The organism is Paenibacillus sp. WG02, assembly GCF_055396115.1.
On record NZ_AP036016.1, the window covers coordinates 6,874,522 to 6,895,633 of the forward strand.

The window sequence follows — 21,112 nt, forward strand, 5'->3', positions numbered from 1 at the left end:
CCGTAAAAACTATTCATATTTTTCACAAAATACATGCTATACTTCAAATAATCATAGAGAACCTAAGGAGTCTTACCTATGTCACGAACTGTCACCTTCGGCAATGAAGAAGAAGGCCCCTTTTATATCCAACATATTCATCGATCAGGTTCGTTCGAGAGGACTCAACACATGCATGACATGTACGAGCTTTACTATTTGTACGAAGGTGAGCGTATGTATTTCATTCGTGATCGCTCGTATCTCATTCTTCCGGGGGACCTTGTGCTTATAAATCGGCGTGAGCTTCATGCGACATCGGACTCGGGCAACTTAGGACATGCACGTGTTGTGATTAATTTTGATGATAGCTTTGTAGCAAAAAGCAAAGAGGATGCTCCATTTCTTCTTGATGCTTTCACGCATGCTTCACCCGTTCTACGACTGGATCTACCTACTCGGCGATTGGTCGAAGACATTCTTAGTAAATTGATTCATGAAGCGAAGGAGCCCCAGCTTGGGCAAACTTTCGCCTTGCGGCAATATTTAACTGAGCTGCTGCTATTCACAGCCCGCTTCGTCCTTTTGCATCCATCCACATCGCCCGAACACGTTTCCCCTCTGCACCGGAAAATTTCTACCATCGTGAGATTCATCAATACGCATTATCCTGAACCTCTCCGTCTGGAAGAGCTCGCTGAGCAATTCGAAATCAGCCCGGCTTATTTAAGCCGAATGTTCAAGGAAATTACCGGATTTTCACTGGTTGAATATGTGAATCTCGTTCGTGTGCAAGAAGCGCAGCGACTTCTGACAACAACGAAACTTAAAGTTATTTTGATCGCTGAGCAGGTAGGCTTCGGGTCACTTGTGCAGTTCGGACGTGTTTTCCGTCAAATGACCAAAACGACACCTCTTCGCTACCGGCAATCGGCGGTTACTTAAGTGGAAGTAACTAAGTCAACAAATAGTGCGTCATTGTCAAGCTATCCTCTCCACTCTTATAATGACTTCAAAGCAGCATAATGAGAGGATGATAACATTTCATGAAGTATAGGAACGTGGGTCGAAGTGGGTTAAAAGTGAGTGAAATTAGCTTGGGGAGCTGGCTTACCTACGGAACAGCAGCCGAACAAAAGGCAGCAGATGCATGCATCGCGCAAGCTTTCGAAAGTGGTATTAATTTCTTCGATACGGCCAATGCTTATAATCGTGGTGAAGGCGAGAAAGCGATGGGGGCGGCGCTGAAGCCTTATGAGAGATCAAGCTATGTGCTCTCGTCAAAGGTCTACTTCCCGATGGGAGAGGGTCCGAATGATCGAGGTTTATCCCGCAAGCACATCTTCGAACAGTGTGAAGCGAGCTTAAAACGATTAGGTGTCGAGTACATCGATTTGTACTTCTGCCATCGCTATGACATCCATACACCGCTGGAAGAGACGCTTCGCTCTTTGGACGACTTAGTTGCCCAAGGCAAAATTATGTACGCCGCTGTCAGTGAGTGGAACGGTGCTCAAATTACCGAAGCAGCTGGCATTGCCGAACGTTTGCGCCTACGACCGCTGATCTCTAATCAGCCGATTTACAATATGTTTGAGCGCTATATCGAACGGGAAGTATTGCCTGTTTCAGCGCAAAAAGGATTGGGTCAAGTCGTGTTCTCACCGCTTGCTCAAGGTATTTTAACCGGTAAATACAAGTTGGGACAGCCGATTCCGACTGAGAGTCGTGCCGCTAATGATTCTGTGAATAGCTTCATTAACAGCTATCTGAATGATCAGGTGCTTCAGGTTGTTCATGACCTGGAACAGGTTGCTCAGCAGCTCGATATCTCTCTCGCACAGCTTGCTCTAGCTTGGGTACTCCGTCAACCAGGCGTAAGCTCTGCACTCATCGGTGCGACTAGACCTGAACAGATCGAAGAGAATGTGAAAGCTGTTGATGTTGAGCTTGGAACCGAGACATTGGAACAAATCGAAGTCATCCTCAAACAAGCAGCCAATTTCTCACCTGCACGTTAAAAATAAAGGGACAGGGCCAATAATAGCCCTGTCCCTTCTTTATGAATTTATCCAATTAATCTCATCAAACCTTTGAATTCCAATTCCTCGAACTTGCTAATGACCTTCTCCCGCTCCATCGACCATCCGCATTCCTCAAGCGCACAAGCGACAGGTGCATCCAAGCGAATCGTAGCCAAATCACGTGATAAATGCAGCATGTCGATCTCCGCCTCAATTTTAGCGCGAACACCTTTGGGAAGTGCCGCTAAATTTTCCAAAATCCCGGCAATATCCTGATATTCTATGAGCAGCTTGGTCGCTGTTTTTTCACCAATTCCTTTAACTCCAGGATAGTTATCCGCCGTATCTCCGGTTAAACCCTTCAGATCAATAATTTGAGCAGGAGTTAGACTTTTCTCTTCCATCAAGGTCTCCAGCGTATACACCATATAGTTGGATTGACCTTTTTTCATAATAATAACTTCCGTATTCTCATTTACAAGCTGAAGCATATCGTGATCGCCTGTGAGAATCTGCACTTTCGTAGATGGACTATATGTACTTGCCAATGTGCCTATGCAATCATCCGCCTCGTATCCGACTACACCTACGTTTGGAATGTTGAAGCTAGCTGTTACTTCCTTCACTAAATCAAACTGAGGGAGCAGCTTCCGGAGCAGGTCCGCGATTCGCTTTGTAATTATCAAATTTCTCCGTACGAAACGTCTTACTTCCCATATCCCAGCAGCAAACAACATGTGTAGGCTTGAACGTCTGAATCGCATCTAGCAAATATTTGAGAAAACCATAAACCCCGTTAACCGGCGTGCCGGCGCTTGTTCTCATAATGTAACCACCGGAAGAAGTGGCGTAATAACCACGAAATAATAAAGCCATGCCATCGACCAGCAGCACAGATTCAGATGATGTTTCAGACAAAATAATCGCTCCTATTCTATAAATCATAACGTATAAGTTCTACCTGTAGTATAGCATGGGAACGGTTGTTCAGGACACAAAAAACCGCCACTGGTAAAAGCTACTAGTGACGGTAGATGGTTAATAATGCATGTATTCAATTTTGCGGCTTGTAGGCTACTTGAAATCTTGAGCTACAATTCGCCGCCTTATTATTTGTGTCCTATTTTTGAGTAATAACAGTAACTGTTTTGGCAGCTTTATCAAAAGTTACCTTGGCACCAAACGCCTCGCTTACGAATCTTACCGGAACCATGGTGCTATTGTAGTTCGATGGATTTCTAACAATTTGGACGGGGACCTCAAGCGATTTTTCAACCCCGTTGATTAGAACCTTTGTGGATCCCAAGGTTAGTTTAAGCTGTATGTTCCCCTTCTTTGCCGTTACAGATTTTTTGCTGTCGTCCCACGTAACGTTGGCTCCAAACTTTTCAAAGATATCTCCTAGCGGTACTAACGTATTGCCGTCTTTGATGACAGGGGCCTGGACAAAGGTTTGTTGGGCATTATCCATTAATACTTTCACTTCCGGAACACCGGTCACCATAGCAATACTATCATTTACTTGCTCTGAACGTAGCGGGAGATAGATCGCCTGTTTGAGAATCAACTGCTGTCCTTCCTTACTCAAGATAAACTTCAAAAACTCATTAAGCACCGGATCCAATTCCTTACCTGGCTGCTTATTGGCATTAAAGTAAATAAGGCGGCTTAACGGATATTTGCTACTTGCCACATTCTCGTAAGTCGGAGAAAAGAAGGGTCCACTTTCCGTTTCTCCGAGTGCAATCATTTTCACGCCTCTGTCGATGTAAGCAAGGCCTGAATATCCAAGACCATAAGGATCATCCGCAACCCGGCCAGCCGCCAGGGAAAACTAGCTTGTCAAATGTGATGCTTTCATTCCATTCGCCCCGCTGCCCGTCACGGCTCAAAACTCTTTGACGAATGAACTCCTCGAAACCGTTCCAAGGCTTTATCCCGTAGAGATGTATGGGTTTATCCGCCCAGTCCCCGGTTGCTCCGAGATCTCCCCATGTTTTGGCAGCCGTTCCTCCTCGATAATTGGTGGACGAGTACAGCGCATCAATCTGGTCAAACGTTAGCTTCTCAATCGGATTATCTTTGTTCACATAGAATCCCATCGAATCGAGAAACCCAAAGTGACGGTAGGAGGCTCCGGAGATGGGTACGCTCAGAGGATCATATCCATACTTCCCCTTGAAACCTGTGACATCCTCAGGCTTTAGCTCCCGAGATACGAAGACGAATTGGACAGTTTCCTTAAGCAGCTCTTGTGCCCCAAGACTGCCCGCATAGGGAGGTACGATTTCTATGTTCACTTTCGGATAGTACTTCTTAAATTCGTCGATCCAGAGATTAACTTGCCCGGGTAAAACGTCGGAAGAAGCGCCCTTAAAGCTGCCGGAGAGCTCGACATCCTTACGCGGCTTATAAGATGGCAGCTCCGGATCAAGCGATGGCTGCAAAATTTCCGGCGTAGGCAGCGGACGGCCGTTCTTTTTATTAAAAGCGTCTTGTTCCTCCGTCTGCTTTACGTTTGTTGGAAGAGTTGGGATCGCCCATTCAGCCATGCCCGAATCAGCCGCTTTGGCACTATGGCCGTAACCGCCTACTAGAAAAGTGGATGCAACAGAAAAAATTGTCAATCCTTTTAGCAGTTTCTTCATTTTTTAACCCCTTTCGCTTATGTGCTTGTGTGCTTACATGCAAATTCTAACGCAGCTGAATACGCTTTCAAATGCATATTTTTGTCCTTTTCTTTTCTGTTTTTGCACGAAGCATATAAGATGGGGTCATTTTCTATTTTTGTACTCAATGGGCGTTTTACCGGTAACCTTCTTAAAAATTCGGCTGAAATGCGTCTGATTCGGGTAACCTACTGTCTCGCCGACCTCATAAATTTTCATACCACTGTACAACATTTGTTTGGCTTTCTCTATTCGGATACGAGTCACATAGTCACTAAAATTTTCCCCCGTTTCTTTTACAAACACTTTACTTAGATAGCTTTCGCTGACCCCCACCTGTTGACTGACCAAAGAAAGCGAAATTGGTGCCGCATAATGGCGTTCAATCAATTTTTTAGCTTTATCGATCAACCTGGGCATACTTTCCGCCGCTTTTTTACCGTGATCCAAAACCTCACAAGTTTTCGTGACCACCTCCAAAAGCCAATCATGGATTTGGGGCATCCACTCCAACTGTTCCAGTTGCTCATACGGGGACTGAGCAAGATCCAATATATCCGTCCAAGCAAAGCCTTTAGCGTGAATTAACATACTTAATTCTCTTAGAAACGATTTGTACTGCTGATCTATGCCATCGATCTGAACGACCCCGAGGGATTTAATTTGTTGAATCCATTTGTGGAATTCCGCCTTCCAATCTGGTGCCCCCATTTCAAGTTTATATAGAAGTTCTCCCGTGCTGCATGGAGGCGGAACTGCCGTGTTTTGAGCCTTGTATGAATGATCCTCCGGGAAATAAACGTGTCCGAGTCCGTTATAAAAACGAAGGCAGGCCAGCTGCTTTCCAGTACGATATTGCTCAAACCATTGCGTCCACCCCGCACAAGGAAGTGATACGCCTATACTAACGGATATATTCAAATACTGTTTGAGATGATTGCTGACCTTATTCACCGTTTCGATCATTCGGTGCCTCGCATGCTGCACGCCTTCGTTTCCCGGATAAACCACCAAGATGGCAAATTCGGCCTTATTGAGGGAAATAATGACGGACTCCGTATAGTTGGCCTCCAATACTTGCATGATCGTGACTGAAATATACCTCAGTTTCTGGGAGTCGAGATCTTTCGATTCTTCAGAGAACGTTTTATCAACCAATAAGCTTATCACAACCTGGCGTGTTTGAAACGAAGCTGAGCGCCACTCCGTGATCATATTTACTTGTTCATCAGGCAAACCTTCATATACCGTTTGATTTTGCAGTGCCAGTAAAAAGGCTTGTTCCTTCATACGTTTATGTTGAATTCGCGAATCTCGAAGCTGCTGCTCTGTTTCTTCCATGTGTTCTTTCCGATGGGCAACCGCCTTCGCAATAATAGGTGCGGCATACGCCTCCTCCAAATCCTCTTTTACGATATAGTCGCTTGCACCCAATAAAAAGGCCTTCCGAACATAGCTATAATCCGAATACGCGCTGAGCACGATCACCGTCGGTTTATGCTTCACTTCATATTCCTCCAGCTGCTCTAAAAAACCGATTCCACCCACGATCGGCATCTGAACATCCAGAATCACGATATCTACAGGATATCGCTCCATATATCGTAAAGCTTCTAACCCATTGGATACTTCCGCTGCAATCTCACAATCATAGTCCTCCCAGGAAATGATTTCCCGTATCGCTATTCGAAACAACGGCTCGTCATCCGCTATTAATACTCGTAACATACTAATCGCCTCCTGAAGTCAGGTGCAAAGGTGCCATTAATAAAGGTAAATAGAGCTTTACCTTTGTTCCCGCGCCAGATATGCTAGAAATTTTAAGTCCATACTCAGAACCATAATTCAATTGAATTCGTTGATGCACGTTTTGCAGCCCTATTCCGTTGAAACTCTCTTTCTTAGGGAATTGGGGTTCTATGGCTACGAGCTCCTCCTCGGACATGCCGACTCCGTTATCCTGAATGCAAAAGCATATGAGCTTTTCGTTGATATAGGCCCCTGTAATGCTAAGTTTCCCTCTTCCTTCTACACGATGGAGGCCGTGTATGACCGCATTTTCAATAACTGGTTGAAGCAGCAGCTTCAGGATATGCAGTCTTTTTAAACACTCCTCTACTTGAATCTCAACGTCGAAGCTATCACCGTACCGAACCTTCATAATATTCAAATAATGCCCCAACAGTCCGATTTCTTCTTCGATTGTGATGTAGGCTCCTCCACGATTGAATGTAAAAGAGAGCAGTTTCGTCAGCGACTCTGTCATTTTATGAATATGCTGCGACTTGGACATGACCGCCATCAGCTTGATTGTATTTAATGTATTTAATAGAAAATGAGAATTAATTTGCGATTGAAGCGCTGTAATTTCCGCATGCTTTTTCTGTCTTTCTTTCTCTTCAACCTCTAAAATTAACTCTTTCATTCGCAGCACCATCTGATTGAATGTTTTGGTCAATAAAAATATTTCCAAAGGGCCGCGTTCTCCCATCTGTACATTGAGATTTCCGGTTTTCATTATACTCATTTGCTTCACCAGAGAGAGAATCGGCTTCACAATGCGGTGTACGATAACAATCGAGAGTAAAATAAAAATAATAATTCCAACAGTGCCGATTACAATTGTTTGTTCGTAGACGCCTTTTACCTTTTTGATAAAGCGTTCATAAGGGATAATACGTATATACTTCCACCCTATTTTCGAGGTCAAATATACGACGAACGACTCTTGATGGTTGATCTCAGCGACATAATAACCCGATTCCTTCTTTATTGCCTCCAATAAGTACGGATCTTCAAAAAATCCATGATCATTCTGAATATCATTTCCAGACACCACAAAGGAAGCGTTTTCATTCAAAACAAGCAATTCACCTGACTTCGCTACCTGAGATGCTAAATGCTGTTGCAGTGTTTTGTCCGCAAAAACGAACAAGATCAAATCAATACCATCAAGTAGCGGGTTGTCTCCTCCTGGGGAAATCGCAGCTATGACGGAGGTTCCCAGACCTTCAGCCTTAATTCCCTGATCTTGAGCGCCAAATATATGCACTTTATTTTTGGAGTCTAATGCCTGCTTATACCAGGAACTTTCTCGAATTTCTTTCTCATTTAAGCCGAGATTCTGATGATCGTAATAAGCTCCTTCATTTTTGTAAAAAAAGAGTACCGAAACTGAATCAGGGGCATAGTGGTGAAAATAACTTGCCAACTGCTGGTCAAGTTTTTGTGTATAGTCACTGTTTTGCGAAGAGTTTCCACTCGCTTGAATGCGTGAGATATTGTCACGAACTTCATGATTTTCAAGGAACGAGGCTATCGTCTTCTTGATTCGAACTGCTTCATTGTCTACGGAAGAGGAAACGAGTTCAAGCGTCGTCGTAGCCCGTGAAGTAATCGTTTCCATTAAAATGGAATGATACAATGTCGCTGAAATGAAGGTTATTAGAAAAATAGGCAGCAAAATCATAAGGAAAAAGGAAATATACATAATTTTGGCTATGCCCCATCGACGAAATCGGAAATGATCGGCCAGTTTGTATAACAAATTCGCTCCCCCGATCTTTGATACGGTAGTTATTCATCTGAAAGTTATAACCTTACATCTACTTAATTTCTTCTTCAAGTAAGTGATTCCTTTATTCTAGAGCAATCACTCCCCAAATCGGTCCAAGGATAACTGACTTCAACAGCAAAAAACCGCCACTGGTAAAAGCTACTAGTGACGGTAGTTGGTTAAAAAATTCATGTATTACGCGTTACGGCTCGTATGCCATTTAATTTCTTGAATAAATTCCGTCACGGATTCTTGCAGTCGTTCTGCAATGTCATCGTCCAGTATGGCTTGTCCTTGATCCCCCCACGTCACTTGCTTATCAAGTACATAAACACCTTGCAGAATATTCTGCGCGCCTAATGCAGATAGCACTGGTTTCAAAGCGTAATCTATCGCGAGCAAGTGAGATATCGTCCCTCCGACGGCTAACGGAAGCACGACTTTGCGATCGAGGCCCTTTTGCGGGAGCAGGTCGAGGAAAGCTTTTAACACACCTGTGTAAGAGGCTTTATAGACCGGCGTAGCGACGAATACGGCATCTGCCTCAGCAACATGCGCATTTGCTTTCACAATAGCTTCGCTGTCAAATTTGGCGTATAACAAATCCTCTGCCGGGATGTCACGTACTTTAATCCATTCCACTTCCAAGCCCGCTTTCAATAGTTCACTTTTTGCCACCTCGATAACGCCATGCAAACGGGATGTAGGTGTTGGACTTCCTGAAATAATAACCACTTTAGCCATGTGATTCACTCTCCATTAGGGTTTGGATGAAAAAAAGACAAACGTCAATACTTTTTGCTTAAAAGAAATTCCAACCCGGCAGCCACCGGAGGAAGAAGGAATACTTAGATGGAATGATCATCCCCGAAAGAATCGGATAGAAGAGAACAAACAGAACGAATACGGCAATTAAATATCCGTAGACCCATCTTTTCTTATGTATTGGTCCTTCTTCTAAATACTCTTTGATGTAATAGGTTAAGATCAGCACAAGGAATGGAACCATTGCGAAATAGTGATAAATGAATGTCAGCCTTGGTACTAAAATCCACGGTAAATACTGCGAGCAGTAAGCGATTAGCAGCATCCGCAGCCGCTTATCTTTACGTGTAACTGCCACATAAAACGAAAGGATAACGGCAATGAAGCCCGGCCACCATACTAGCGGATTCCCGAAGGAGACGATGCTCGAAAGCATGCCCTGCGGCATGAGCTTGGCTTGATAATACCATATCGGACGGAGCATCATCGGCCACTCCCACCAAGGGGAAGAGAAAGGATGCGTTGCGACCAAATCTTTATGATATTTGTACATGTGCACTTGATAGGTGACCACATCCTTCAGATTGTGCCCCGTTCCGGGAACCATCATGAACGGAATATAGGATAACGTATAAACACCTAGCGGAATGATGATAAAGGTGAGTACGCACCACAACAAAGTAAGCAGCGTGTTTCGTATGAAAAGCTTCTCTACAAGCTGTAGACGGGTGTGCTCCGGTTCTGAAAGTGGAGGCTCAATTTCCGCCTTTCGCAGCAAATTTCGTGCGAATCGGTATTCGCCGAACCGCTCTAATAAGGATAAGAGCAGCAGCACAGCAAGCCCTGCTCCGCCATAGATAACAATCCACTTGGATGCAGCTCCAATGCCGAAGAAAAGACCGGATAGCCCTAAAGGGATTAACGTGGTCCAAAGCTTTTCCCTGTAAAAGCTAAGCGTTGTGTAACGATACATGAAATAGAACATCAGCATGATGAAGAATACGCCGTAAACATCTATCGTCGCGATGCGCGTCTGCGCAAAGTGCATGAAATCAAAGGTAAGCAGAAAAGCAGCGATAAAGGCATATTCTGAACGGCCGAACATTCGCTTAGCGAACACATACATGATTGGAATCATGCCAACACCGAACAGTGTTCCGATGATTCTCCAGCCAAACGGATTCAAGCCAAACACATAAATGCCAATCGACATTAGTACTTTACCAAGCGGTGGATGCGTGCTTTCATACGGCTCTATTTGATGAAGATGCTCATAGGCGGTTCTTGCGTGGTAGATCTCATCAAAATACGACCCGTTCATATACGTAGGCGTATACGGTACTGTGGCAGGTTCATCGAACAAATTAGCTGTCGTTCCTTCGTCAGCCGCGTTTACATCTTGTTCCGATAGCTTAGCAATCGGCAAGATAGCCGTGCTGCCATCTCCGAAAATACCAATTTCATGAAGATGAAGCGCCGCTCCTTCCTGCGCATCCATGACCATTTTAACGTAACGCGCATCTTTCTTAGGCTCGACTGTGTTCCATGTGAATACCTTGGTGTGGTCGGATTTTACCGATATTTGATCCTGCCACTGTGTACCATCCTGTGAAAACCAGAACGAATAAGCCCCTTCACCTACACCTGCAAAGGTGTTAATTCTCGTAATATTGTGCGAGCTGCCAAGGTCCGCAATGACCGTTTCTCCTGCGCTTGTTGGCTTCCAGAACGTTGTGGGAGCCTTATGCCCACCTAGATGAAATAAAGCAATTATCGTGTAAACCAACACTAAAGCGCCAAGATAAAGCGCATCCTTTTTGGTGAAAAAACGTCCCTTTGTGCTTCTTTCTACCTCATCCCTACTTGGTTTGAAAATCGCCTTCCACCGTTCGGACTCTGTATGAATTTCTGCGTCAATTTCTTGCTCGGTTGGCAGCGGAACTGGCTCCTCCACCTTCTGTTCTTGTTGTGATTCCACGAAAAGCCTCCATCCCAATAAACATGCATAGGCAAACATCATAACATTAATGGCCGAAACGACCAACATCAGAGGATCATATCTCGGAATGTGATAATCCTGATGAAAACTGCGCAACAGCACATCGGCAATATTAATAAAATGAGTGATGCTAAAACCAATAAAGAGCCATAGAATTCGGCGATCCTTTATGTAAATGAAGCTGGTTAGCGCCAGCAATAATCCGTAGTGCAAATAACGCTCGTGCATTTTGGTCATACATATGAATACGGCCGTGATAAATAAGAAAGCCGCATACAATAAGGCGCCACGCTGATCTTTGCTGCGAATATATAAATAGCAAACATAAACGATGGAGAGCGCCATAAGCACCCATCCAATCCATTGATAAGAGATGTGCAGGAACTTGCTATTCATATCGATAAAATTGCCGCCCAAGAGGGCCATAAGATTGAATGCGTTCAAAGAGGCGTATGGATAGGAAGCTAAGGTGCCTGAGTATAGTCCGATCAACCAGCCATACCCTCTGCCAACGGCAAAAGGGAGTGAAATCACGGCCATCGTTGCAGCTCCGCTAAGAACACTGAGCAACAATACCATCATGCTCCGCTTTCGTATTACGTCGATAAGTAGAAAAATACCGAAAAGAAGGGCTTGCGGCTTAAGAAGAAGGGCCAACGCTATAAAAACCGCGGCTTGTGGGAGCTTCCCCCGCTGTTGCAGCAACAAAGTTGCAAGAATAAATAACATAAAAAAAGAGTCAACCTGTCCCCATATTGCGGAGTTCGACCAAATCGCTGGATTGAAGGCAAACAAAGCAGCAATTAGAATAGCTTGTATCCACGTCCGTGCCCCGCCCTGGCGGCTAATCGCTAGCTGAAATAAGAGGTATGCTGTGACTATATCAGCCAGAATGGCAGGAAGCTTCAGAATGACCAGTGACCCTGCGCTTTCCCAGGGAATTGACAGTTTGTGGTGCAGTAAACCAACGAGGTATAGGACATACATATACCCAGGAGGATAATCGAGAAAGTAATCTTTGGCGTTCGTGTACAATCCGGATAAGCCTACCGTATATGCGCGATCCGACCACGCTAGGAACGTTCGTACGTCAGTATCATAGCCCATCCAAAGAGGTGCTAGAAATAATCTTAGTAATAACGCGGTTAATAGCAGTAAACCCAGAAGAAAGAATTTATGGGGAGCCCCCCACAATTGCTTGAACCAGCTTACCATGTCACAGCTCCTTAGATTTAGACTACTACCATTATACCTGTCCACTCTCTTGCAGAAAAGGAAAAAAGCACCGACCGGATAGGTCAGTGCTTGGGTTCAAGCTTTTCGATGCGCTCGCAAATTTCATGCAGCCAATCATAGTCTCCGGTTAGCGAAGCACAGAGCGATAAATTTTCCAGTTTCAAACGGTGCCATACATATGTCGCGTTAGCTTCCATACACAGCAGTAATTCATCTTGCTCTGCTCGTGTTAACTCTCGCGCTCTGCGTAATGTCCATAACTCCGCCATACGTTGATGAACGGCCAACATGGTCTGGGATACCCTCCTGCTAGTTGAGTAGCTACATTATGCAGTATGGTCAAAAATGGGAAGACTGAAACAATATGTGCAGCATTTTGATCATCTGGTCTAACTTCGGAAAAGCAATGTTGGCGGCATTGTTGATTAGCACTTGACGATTGGATCTTTATGCCGATTGCCTATCTTTCCATTACGGATGAACCCAAACGTTGCCAGCAGTTTGTTCTTTCCTTTAGTGGGAAGTTCATTGCGATGGATGTGCCTAAAAATTTGACCTGGCTTGAAACTGAAACGATCCGTTACGCGAGACAGATACCTCGTCCATTTACGCCATCAGAGTTGTCTTCCCATTTACGAATTACAGACCAGCATGCGAGGCGGATTCTTCACAAGTTAGTTGAGTACCAACTTCTGTTTGTAGCCAGCGGTAGGCAACGTTATCGTTCTTACGCCTTACGAACTCAATAATTCTAATTTGATCAAAGAGCATAGATCTGGAGTTGTTACGAATTCAAGATGCGCTATTTTAAGCAAAAGATTAGCATTCAGCCTATACTCTACTCCATAACGTCACTGGTGTTCGTTAAATCAATCGAGAAGGTGTATTCTCATGTATAAGTACAATACGGTTCGTTAGCAATGACATTACAAGTGGGGCTGACGAAGAAAACTCGACGTAGACAGATCGGAGTAGCACATTTCCAATGAACACAAAAAGACACCAAAAATGGTGTCTTTTTGTGTTCACGATGAGAGCATCAATTCCTGCCGCAAGCAACCTCTACTGAATGGTTGTGCCTTGATATGGGAATTGCGTTGAATAATTAGAAAACTGTTGAAAGGCTTGATCCAGTTTCGTTTGTTCTTCGGCCTCTAATTTGTAGTGCCCTTTTCTGAACATCATTTCAAATAGTTCATATTGACATTGATGTGTCTCGTTCAAAATCGTCATAATATCCTGGTGTAGGGAAGTGTGACTTGCTTCTCTGGCAGATACGTTAAAGCTATCCGTTAAGTATTTTTCCGTCGCCAAAATATCGTTTACCCGGTCACGATCATTCAATTCGGGACCTTTGACTTGCGGCTCATTGGCAGGTTTAGGATTCTTGATGACTTGTGGATTCTGATTCATATACGATCCTCCTTCATTGTTGTGTTTGAGGAACTTTTTTCATTTCCTCTGTATTATTGTTTTGCAGGTGTTTCAATAAGAGCATGTAATGTTTTTGATGCATTTGACCGGCCTTATCAATCAATTGTCTAATTTCTGAATCCGAGCATTCCTGTGCAAAATGGCGGCATTTTTTCATGGCTAAGAGCTCCCACGATAATTGGTCCTTTAAATACTGAGAGTCCTTGGTTGTAATTACCTGAGGTGGTACCTGCATAATGGCGTTTTGTTGTTGTTCTTGTTGAGTTTGCATGTTGTCTCCTTTGTTTTTTTGAGAATACGTATAGCATGCACATATTAATAAATTTTTATGACAAAGTTTGGATAATCAGGAACAGCCCTCTTCCAGTTCAAATTTAAAATCACTCTCGTGTAAACAGGCACAGTCAGCTTCTTTCCGTTCATTTCCCAACCTTTTTAGGTGAACAGTTTCACGCGGGAACCCTTGGATTTTGACCACTTTGTGGCTGAAAGCAATGTTGTGTTTTGTACAACATTATTCAACTAATCATCTCTGTCCAGGGAGAATGTTGCAGGAAATACAACAATTCCCCAAAAATGGGAAAAAGTCAGTCACATTTGCATTCATTCTCCCCCCAAGCCCCTTAAACAAAAAAAAGACAAATGAGATCAAATCTCTCATTTGTCTAATGTTTTATGAAGCAGACGAAGCTACATCATCCTCATTTGCACTTCCGCTATCCGTGCCTTCAAGGAAGAATTGAACAAGCTTTACATGCTTTTTCAGCGATTTCTCGTGGATGAGATTGATCTTACCGTTATCCAACGCGCCAAATACGTAAATCAATTCCTCATTGTCATGAGACCAATCGAAGCCATCCAGAATCTGCAAGGCATTCGTCCATTCCTCGTTATACTCCCCGTTCGGGAATAAGAAGCGATTAGCATACAGCGCGATACTTTCTTGAATCACACGATTGGCAGATGTATACTGCGCCAAGCCTGGTTGCTCTGGCATCATCGGCAGGAGCGTATTAAAAAATTGGTGCAAAATTTCTACATACGTCGATGGATCGTGGCGAATTTTACGCTGAAGCTCATAAGATGGCTGCATTCTGCCTGAAAAGAGCATCGTCGCCGTCGCATATAACCAGCTGAAGCAAGTAAAGTTCCGATTGAACGAAGTCAAGTTGTTGCGACGCTCAACACCGGCTGCTTTGAGATACACATTATGATCGACAACTTGTTGAATAACCAGATTTAACGGGTCAATGGAATCGAAGGAATGACCAAGCTCTTTACTCACCAGCTGGACTTTAGAGTTAATGTCGCCGAACAACTGCTGCTCTTCTTCCTCGGTTAAGCCAATATAGATTTGTACAGCAAGCTGTGTTTCCATCAAATCTAGACGTCTTCCCTCAAGCTGATTAATGGTACCTTCTGTTTCCTCAACCTCTTGCTTAATTTCAGCATCCTCTGGGAACTTCCGTTGTTTGATCTTTAGAACCACTAATTTTTTCTCATAACGTCTAACTTCCTTTTGCATCTGATCATTCACATAGCCAAGCGCTAAGATACGATGCTGACCGTCCAAAATAGACAGCTTAGATCCATGCTTCAGAAGGAATTCCTTCTCGCCCTTGGACAGCTGATTCACTTCACGCAATGACAGCGTAACCGGTCCGAAGAACACATGATCGAGCTCCCGCTCTTGCAAATAGGTGGAGATTTTGCGTCTTTGCATGTTGCTCAGCTTACGCTGCACCATAGGGTCAATCATCGTATAATTCAACAGATCCTGAACGCGTAAAGCTACGGTTGAAAGTCCGAACTTATCGCAAAAAGGATGAATGGTCATCTTAAGGCGTAATCCTTCCATTAGCTCACGTCCTCCTTGGAATTATAAGAATCGGCATCGCTGATGAGAAATGCATTCTGATCTTGATAAAAGTTTTTGATATGGTTGTAGGCTTTCATAATGCGAGTCCGTCTCGGCAACCGATCCTTCTCTTCACCCGCGTAAATGTTATTCCAATTCACATGCGGAAGTATTTTCAACACGTGCTCAAGTGCATAGCGATTAAATTTACCTGGTTTCGTAGCTTCTTCATGCACAAACATGGCTAGTGCAATTTGGATATTCTCCGACCATACGATTTCACCCTTAGCTGGTTCGGGCAAGTAATTCAACAAGCCGTTGAAATAGGTTCCCGCCAAGGATACCAGATCTTGCAGCTCTTTATCCTCATATTGATAGCCATTATTACGCGCTGCTGATTTCATTCTGCCTTCAAACAAAGCAATCAATATTTCGATCAGCAAGTGGTAGGAGAACAAATACTCAGGGGACTTGCCGCGTTCAGAGAACATATCTACGGTCAGCTTCTGCATAGCTGGCGCTTTGGCTGCAAGCTCCGACGCAGCAACGTGATAGAATCTGCGCTGATCGCGAAGTACCGCCAGGTTGCCACCTAGCTTACGCGGAAGTTTATTAATGTCGGAGAACAATTGACGTTCTTGACGAGCATTAATGTCCAAATAGGTCATGGTTGAGATAGGGAACGCGTACAAACGGCGCAGTTTCTCTGTGATCTCTTCCATCTTGTCGTACTCACGACGATCCTTGGCACGAGCCATTTGACTTTGTAACGTCTCCATTATGCGCTGGAAAGCGGCCAAACGATGCTGACCATCCACGACATACAATTTCTCAATAGGCTGCAAACGAAGCGCTTGTTGATCTTCGTCATAGTGACCTGCACCTCTTGCCGAGAAAATGATTCCCGGGAAATAAATAGGTTGGCGATCTTCTAAATACAAATTAACGTAATCAATTAGTTTAGAAAGATTACGCGGAATAATCGCACGTTGAACTTCTAAATCAACTTCATAGATTGAAAATAGTTTGCTCATAGGCAGTGTAGCTGCAATTGTCGCTTGCCCAAATGTTTGCCCCAGAATTCCGGGAATTTCTACGAACGATGAAGGCTTCTGGTCAGCTAAAAGCTCCGATAATGAGGAAATGGCATCCATATGCTTACCCCTTTCAACAAATAAGTTTTATTTCATTACGTAAACATCTATATGTCTCTCATTCTCCTATTTTTACCAATATCTCTAATTTTCATTCTAACGTGCGAAGCCAATCTCCTATTCGCTTTGCCGCCTCAAGTAATCGACCCTCTTCTTGTACCAATGCAATTCGCACAAAGCCTTCTCCCTCGGCCCCGAAAGCGTCTCCAGGAATAACGACAACACCAGCATGATATAACATTTCCCGGGAAATTTGTCGAGATGTCCATCCTTTTGGAATTGGAGCCCATATAAACATTGTTGCCTTGGGTGGTGGTATGATCCAACCCGCTTCCGCTAGCGCCGAGATAAACACATTTCGTCTTCTTTCATACACATGGGCAACAGAGTGATTATGCGCCATGTCTTCCTCTAATGCTGCAATTCCAGCCGCTTGAATGGCACTGAATACACCGTAATCGATATTGGATTTCAGCGTTTTTAGAGCATTCACGGCGCCTGCATTTCCGGTTAGGAAAGCGATTCGACAACCAGCCATATTAAAACTTTTTGACAGTGAATGAAACTCGACAGCAACCTCCTTAGCGCCTTCTATCTCCAAAATGCTTATTGGCCGGTAACCGTCAAAAGCCATTTCGGAGTAGGCAAGATCGTGTACGACAAGCAAGTCGTGCTTCTTGGCATAGGTAATCAAATGCTCAAAGAAAGCGCGATCTGCAACAGCAGACAATGGATTGCTTGGATAGTTAAGCAGGATGAATTTAGCCTTAGCAGCCACGTCTACTGGAATGTCCTCTAATTGGGGTAAAAAGTTGTGTTCTGCGCGCAGCGGCAGCAAGTAAGGTTCGACTCCCGCAAGCACGAGACTTGCCGAATATATGGGGTAACCTGGATCAGGGACAATGGCCATGTCCCCAGGATCACAGAGTGAAAGCGCTAAGTGAGCAAGACCATCTTGTGAGCCCATCAGAGTCAATATTTCACTTTCCGGACTCAGCTCCACACCGAATCGATAGCGGTACCATCGGGCAACCGCTTCTCGAAACGCTAAACTTCCTTCAGATGTAGGATAACCGTAATGCGCAGGGTTGCGAACGGCCTCTGTTATCGCTTCAATAATTCGATCAGAAGGAGGTAGATCAGGACTTCCTATACCTAAATCTATGACGTCTACCCCTTGGTTCATAACCTCTCTCTTCCAATCTGCTACTTCTGAAAAAATAGCCGATCCTAGTTGACTAAGTCGCTTTGATCCTGTAATTTTCATGGTTCATATCCTCTTTATAATGAATTCACTTCATATCATTAATTAATAGGGCGAGTGTACCTCATCAGCCGATAATTCCAACTTGATGAACAAGTCTAATCATATAAAGCAAAAACAATACGAGCGCAAGATAAGCAATTCCGAATTTCCAACGAGTTTTCGCAGGGACTTCATAATAAAGCTCCTGTATCCCTAGAGGTGTATAATCCACTTTTACTTGCAACCCTAAATAAAACCCCGTCTCTTTCTGCATACGTTCCACTTTGGTTAATTGAACCCTTTTAATAATGGATTGCTGAGGCAATAACGCATGACCCTCGAATCCGATCCCCTGCCAATACAACACAATAGTTTGTCTACTCTCCCCAGGGCCCTGTAAATCCGAATAAGTCGTATATTCAAGATCTCGTGTATGATTTTCGCCTGGAATGATATATCCCTGTTGGAGCAGATGATCAGCCCTAAAATCGAACCGAGTCGAAACCGAAAGAATCTCTTCTCGATTTCTGTATTTCACGAATTTTTTATACAAGTCCCAAGCAAACATAGCCCATATGACAAAGAAAATAAGTTGACTTACACGGCTATTTATATAGTAAATAAATACCAAACCGCCGATTAAACCCAGAATCCATAGCCAACGAGTTACTGCTGTAGAAATTCGCCCTCCATCTAGTGGATGAATGGGGAGTAAATTAATTAAATTTAAATAGAATGCAGCGTAGGCAACCGAGACAATGACAGGAGAATTGATATATACGCCCAAACCAAAAGCGGCAACGCCACCAACAGTCCCCAGAATAGGACCACCTATGCCAATAAACGCTTCTGTTGCAGCATCGGAAGGATTCTTTTTCATTGTAATCAGTGCTCCAAGAAAAGGAATAAATACGGGAGCTGACACGGGAAGCCCCTTTATCTTGGCAGCGAAAACATGACCTAACTCATGGATGAGAATCATCAGAACAATGCCAATTGCAAAGGGCAGCGGAGCCAGATAGGCATAGGCCCAAACTGTAATGAACATCGAAATGATGGCTCCGCCAACCTTACCAAGCTTTAGTAAGCCTAAGAGCAGCTTTCCTTGTGATAATAGAACGGCTATGAAACCTCCAATGGCTAGCGGTGACTTTTTACCTGCTGGTTTCTTCTTCTCTTCCAACCTATGATCACCCCTTCGCCCATACTTCATCATACTCTGCTTCCTTGAAGCCAACAGTTACTTTATGGCCATCGGTTACGATCGGACGCTTAATCAACCTGCCGTTTGAGGCGAGCAATTCGAGCATTTGCTCTTGCGACATGCTGGAAAGCTTGTCTTTCAGACTCATCTCTTTATATACTTCTCCGGAAGTATTAAAAAACTTTTTAATTTCCAGACCGCTATCACTAAGCAGCTTAGCCAATTCCTTGGCAGAAGGCGGCGTTTCGAATAAAGGGACACTTTCTGTAATATCTACATGATGATTCTTCAGCCACTTTACGGCACTACGGCATGTCCCGCATTTATCGTAACAAAATATTTTTACTCCCATGATGTTTAAAGCTCCTTTAAGTCTAAGTTGAAATGAAACGAACTACTTAAAATTCTGAGCTAATTGATACGGAAAGTCAAGTTATAACAAAGAAAAACCATCCTAAAAAGAGATGGTTTCTGTTTAATTACTTACTTTCCTGCAGCCATGCTTGCAAAACAGTTAAATCCGCAGGCAGAGGAGCATGAAACTCCGTCCATTCCCTTGTTCCTGGATGCACAAAGCCCAGTTTATACGCGTGCAAAGCCTGACGACCCAGTCGTTCACTGGCTTCTGCTGCTGATAAACTCTGCTCAAACTCAGGAAGTGTGTACATTTTATCTCCAAGCAGCGGATGACCCAAATACCGCATGTGCACACGGATTTGATGTGTTCGACCGGTTTCAAGCCATATCCGAACTAAAGCGGCATGCGCAAATTGTTCCACGACCTCATAATGAGTTACGGCCGAATATCCGTCAGCGGTAACGATGCGAATATGCGGCTGTTCAGGATCGCGATCAATAGGTTCATTGATCGTTCCGCTTTGCGCTGTGACGACTCCCCACACAAAGGCTAGGTATTCTTTTTTCACCTGATGCTGAATCATCTGCTCAGATATTTGCTGGTGCACATAGGGTGTCTTTGCGATTGCCAATACACCTGAGGTTTCTTGGTCAAGCCTATGAATGGGGCGGAAACGGCACGTAATGCCCGCTTGCTGCCAATAATACACAACGCCATTGGCGATTGTGTTCAAATAATGCCCATGCGTCGGATGTACGATGATACCCGCATCTTTGGCTAATATCAACAGATGCTCATCTTCATGCAGAATGTGCAGTGGAAGATCCTGCGGTAAGATATCCTCGGATTGCTCTTCTTCCATGCGAATTTCTACACGATCGCCAGCTTTCACCTTAATGTTGATGTATTGTCTAACCCCATTCACCGTTATGCCCTGCTCGGTCAGCTTAATACGGGATAGCAATTTGCGTGAGACCATCAATCTTTTTTGCAGCACCGTCTTGAGAATGAAGCCCTCTTCCTCCGGCGGTACGATGTATACTAACGGTTCATAATAACTCATGATTTACGTCTAAACACCTCAGCGCTTCGCACATATTCCACATCCGTAATTCCTTCACGGTGATTCGCAGTGCGGGCAATGGTGAAGAATAAATCGGACAGTCGGTTCAAGTATCTGCGGACTTCTGGATTAATTGGCTGTGTTCTAGCAAGCGTTACCACCCGGCGTTTGACTCTACGGCAAACGGTACGGCAAACATGAAGTGTGGATGAAACGGTTCCGCCGCCCGGCAAAATGAATCTTGTAATATCCGGAGTTTCAGCATCGTATTTATCAATCCAAGTCTCCAACATATCGACCATTTCGGCTGTTACTTTATAAGGACGCAGCTCCTGCTTCAAGAGTGCAAGATCTGAGCCGCAATCAAACAGTTCATGCTGCACCTGCAGCAAATCCGGGAGTAAATCAGGATATTTCTCTGGATCCATAAAGCTCATCGCCTGGCCCACATAACAATTCAGTTCATCTGTTGTGCCATAAGCTTCAACACGAACATCGTCTTTATCCACACGGCCACCGATTACGCCTGTCTGCCCCGCATCACCAGTTCGAGTATAAATTTTCATT

General features: G+C 44.1%; 18 protein-coding genes and 2 pseudogenes. 3 read left to right on the plus strand and 17 right to left on the minus strand.

All coding sequences use genetic code 11. The features are described from left to right. Window positions 1-78: 78 nt before the first annotated feature. Together ACBP55_RS31065 and ACBP55_RS31070 are read left to right on the plus strand one after the other, a co-directional pair. On the plus strand, window positions 79-924 hold the full coding sequence (locus tag ACBP55_RS31065) for an AraC family transcriptional regulator (protein ID WP_464647185.1): 846 nt from the start codon (window positions 79-81) through the stop codon (window positions 922-924). A gap of 101 nt (window positions 925-1,025) precedes the next feature. Further along, window positions 1,026-2,000 carry an aldo/keto reductase family protein gene (locus ACBP55_RS31070; protein ID WP_464647187.1) on the plus strand — a complete coding sequence of 325 codons (975 nt, stop codon included), beginning with the start codon at window positions 1,026-1,028 and terminating at the stop codon, window positions 1,998-2,000. A 47-nt stretch (window positions 2,001-2,047) separates the two neighbouring features. Here ACBP55_RS31070 and ACBP55_RS31075 read toward each other — a convergent pair. The 8 genes and pseudogenes from ACBP55_RS31075 to ACBP55_RS31110 all read right to left on the minus strand — a co-directional run bounded on the left by ACBP55_RS31075 (window position 2,048) and on the right by ACBP55_RS31110 (window position 12,518). Then, a pseudogene (locus ACBP55_RS31075) lies at window positions 2,048-2,948 on the minus strand (5'-3' exonuclease). 175 nt (window positions 2,949-3,123) lie between these two features. Continuing rightward, entirely contained in the window at window positions 3,124-3,753 is a 630-nt protein-coding gene (locus ACBP55_RS31080) for a copper amine oxidase N-terminal domain-containing protein (protein ID WP_464647189.1), read from the minus strand. A 52-nt stretch (window positions 3,754-3,805) separates the two neighbouring features. Then, the gene (locus tag ACBP55_RS31085) at window positions 3,806-4,651 is read right to left on the minus strand and encodes a PstS family phosphate ABC transporter substrate-binding protein (RefSeq protein WP_464647191.1); all 846 of its coding nucleotides are present in this window, start codon (window positions 4,649-4,651) and stop codon (window positions 3,806-3,808) included. Between the two features lie 126 nt (window positions 4,652-4,777). Next, window positions 4,778-6,400 carry a response regulator gene (locus ACBP55_RS31090; protein ID WP_464647193.1) on the minus strand — a complete coding sequence of 541 codons (1,623 nt, stop codon included), beginning with the start codon at window positions 6,398-6,400 and terminating at the stop codon, window positions 4,778-4,780. Window position 6,401: 1 nt separating this feature from the next. Beyond that, window positions 6,402-8,219 (minus strand): sensor histidine kinase, encoded by a 1,818-nt coding sequence (locus ACBP55_RS31095; protein ID WP_464647195.1) that lies wholly within the window; start codon window positions 8,217-8,219, stop codon window positions 6,402-6,404. A 204-nt stretch (window positions 8,220-8,423) separates the two neighbouring features. Further along, on the minus strand, window positions 8,424-8,972 hold the full coding sequence (gene ssuE / locus ACBP55_RS31100; RefSeq protein ID WP_464647197.1) for an NADPH-dependent FMN reductase: 549 nt from the start codon (window positions 8,970-8,972) through the stop codon (window positions 8,424-8,426). 58 nt (window positions 8,973-9,030) lie between these two features. Beyond that, window positions 9,031-12,207 (minus strand): glycosyltransferase family 39 protein, encoded by a 3,177-nt coding sequence (locus tag ACBP55_RS31105; protein WP_464647199.1) that lies wholly within the window; start codon window positions 12,205-12,207, stop codon window positions 9,031-9,033. Between the two features lie 83 nt (window positions 12,208-12,290). Continuing rightward, window positions 12,291-12,518, minus strand: coding sequence for a DUF7667 family protein (locus ACBP55_RS31110; RefSeq protein WP_464647200.1), 228 nt, complete (start codon window positions 12,516-12,518; stop codon window positions 12,291-12,293). A 117-nt stretch (window positions 12,519-12,635) separates the two neighbouring features. On the opposite strand from ACBP55_RS31110, the pseudogene ACBP55_RS31115 reads away from it, so the two are divergent. Continuing rightward, window positions 12,636-12,977: pseudogene (locus ACBP55_RS31115) on the plus strand (transcriptional regulator); the annotation flags it as partial. Between the two features lie 313 nt (window positions 12,978-13,290). Here ACBP55_RS31115 and ACBP55_RS31120 read toward each other — a convergent pair. The 9 genes from ACBP55_RS31120 to ACBP55_RS31160 all read right to left on the minus strand — a co-directional run bounded on the left by ACBP55_RS31120 (window position 13,291) and on the right by ACBP55_RS31160 (window position 21,111). Continuing rightward, a complete protein-coding gene (locus tag ACBP55_RS31120) occupies window positions 13,291-13,641 on the minus strand; it encodes a spore coat protein (RefSeq protein ID WP_029194100.1) in 351 nt (116 codons plus the stop codon). A gap of 13 nt (window positions 13,642-13,654) precedes the next feature. After that, window positions 13,655-13,933, minus strand: a complete 279-nt coding sequence (locus ACBP55_RS31125) for a hypothetical protein (protein ID WP_029194099.1) — start codon at window positions 13,931-13,933, stop codon at window positions 13,655-13,657. A gap of 402 nt (window positions 13,934-14,335) precedes the next feature. Next, window positions 14,336-15,520 (minus strand): DNA sulfur modification protein DndB, encoded by a 1,185-nt coding sequence (locus tag ACBP55_RS31130; protein WP_464647203.1) that lies wholly within the window; start codon window positions 15,518-15,520, stop codon window positions 14,336-14,338. Continuing rightward, on the minus strand, window positions 15,520-16,674 hold the full coding sequence (locus tag ACBP55_RS31135) for a DNA sulfur modification protein DndB (protein ID WP_029194097.1): 1,155 nt from the start codon (window positions 16,672-16,674) through the stop codon (window positions 15,520-15,522). The genes ACBP55_RS31130 and ACBP55_RS31135 overlap by 1 nt, the downstream gene beginning before the upstream one ends. Window positions 16,675-16,765: 91 nt before the next feature. After that, the gene (locus tag ACBP55_RS31140) at window positions 16,766-17,941 is read right to left on the minus strand and encodes an aminotransferase class I/II-fold pyridoxal phosphate-dependent enzyme (RefSeq protein ID WP_464647205.1); all 1,176 of its coding nucleotides are present in this window, start codon (window positions 17,939-17,941) and stop codon (window positions 16,766-16,768) included. Window positions 17,942-18,005: 64 nt separating this feature from the next. Then, on the minus strand, window positions 18,006-19,103 hold the full coding sequence (locus tag ACBP55_RS31145; RefSeq protein WP_464647207.1) for a site-2 protease family protein: 1,098 nt from the start codon (window positions 19,101-19,103) through the stop codon (window positions 18,006-18,008). Window positions 19,104-19,110: 7 nt separating this feature from the next. Next, the gene (locus ACBP55_RS31150; RefSeq protein WP_464647209.1) at window positions 19,111-19,476 is read right to left on the minus strand and encodes an arsenate reductase family protein; all 366 of its coding nucleotides are present in this window, start codon (window positions 19,474-19,476) and stop codon (window positions 19,111-19,113) included. Between the two features lie 127 nt (window positions 19,477-19,603). Then, complete coding sequence (locus tag ACBP55_RS31155; RefSeq protein WP_464647211.1) at window positions 19,604-20,545, minus strand: RluA family pseudouridine synthase; 942 nt, start codon at window positions 20,543-20,545, stop codon at window positions 19,604-19,606. Beyond that, window positions 20,542-21,111 (minus strand): cob(I)yrinic acid a,c-diamide adenosyltransferase, encoded by a 570-nt coding sequence (locus ACBP55_RS31160; protein WP_464647213.1) that lies wholly within the window; start codon window positions 21,109-21,111, stop codon window positions 20,542-20,544. Before ACBP55_RS31160 ends, ACBP55_RS31155 begins: the two co-directional genes overlap by 4 nt. Window position 21,112 lies beyond the last annotated feature (1 nt).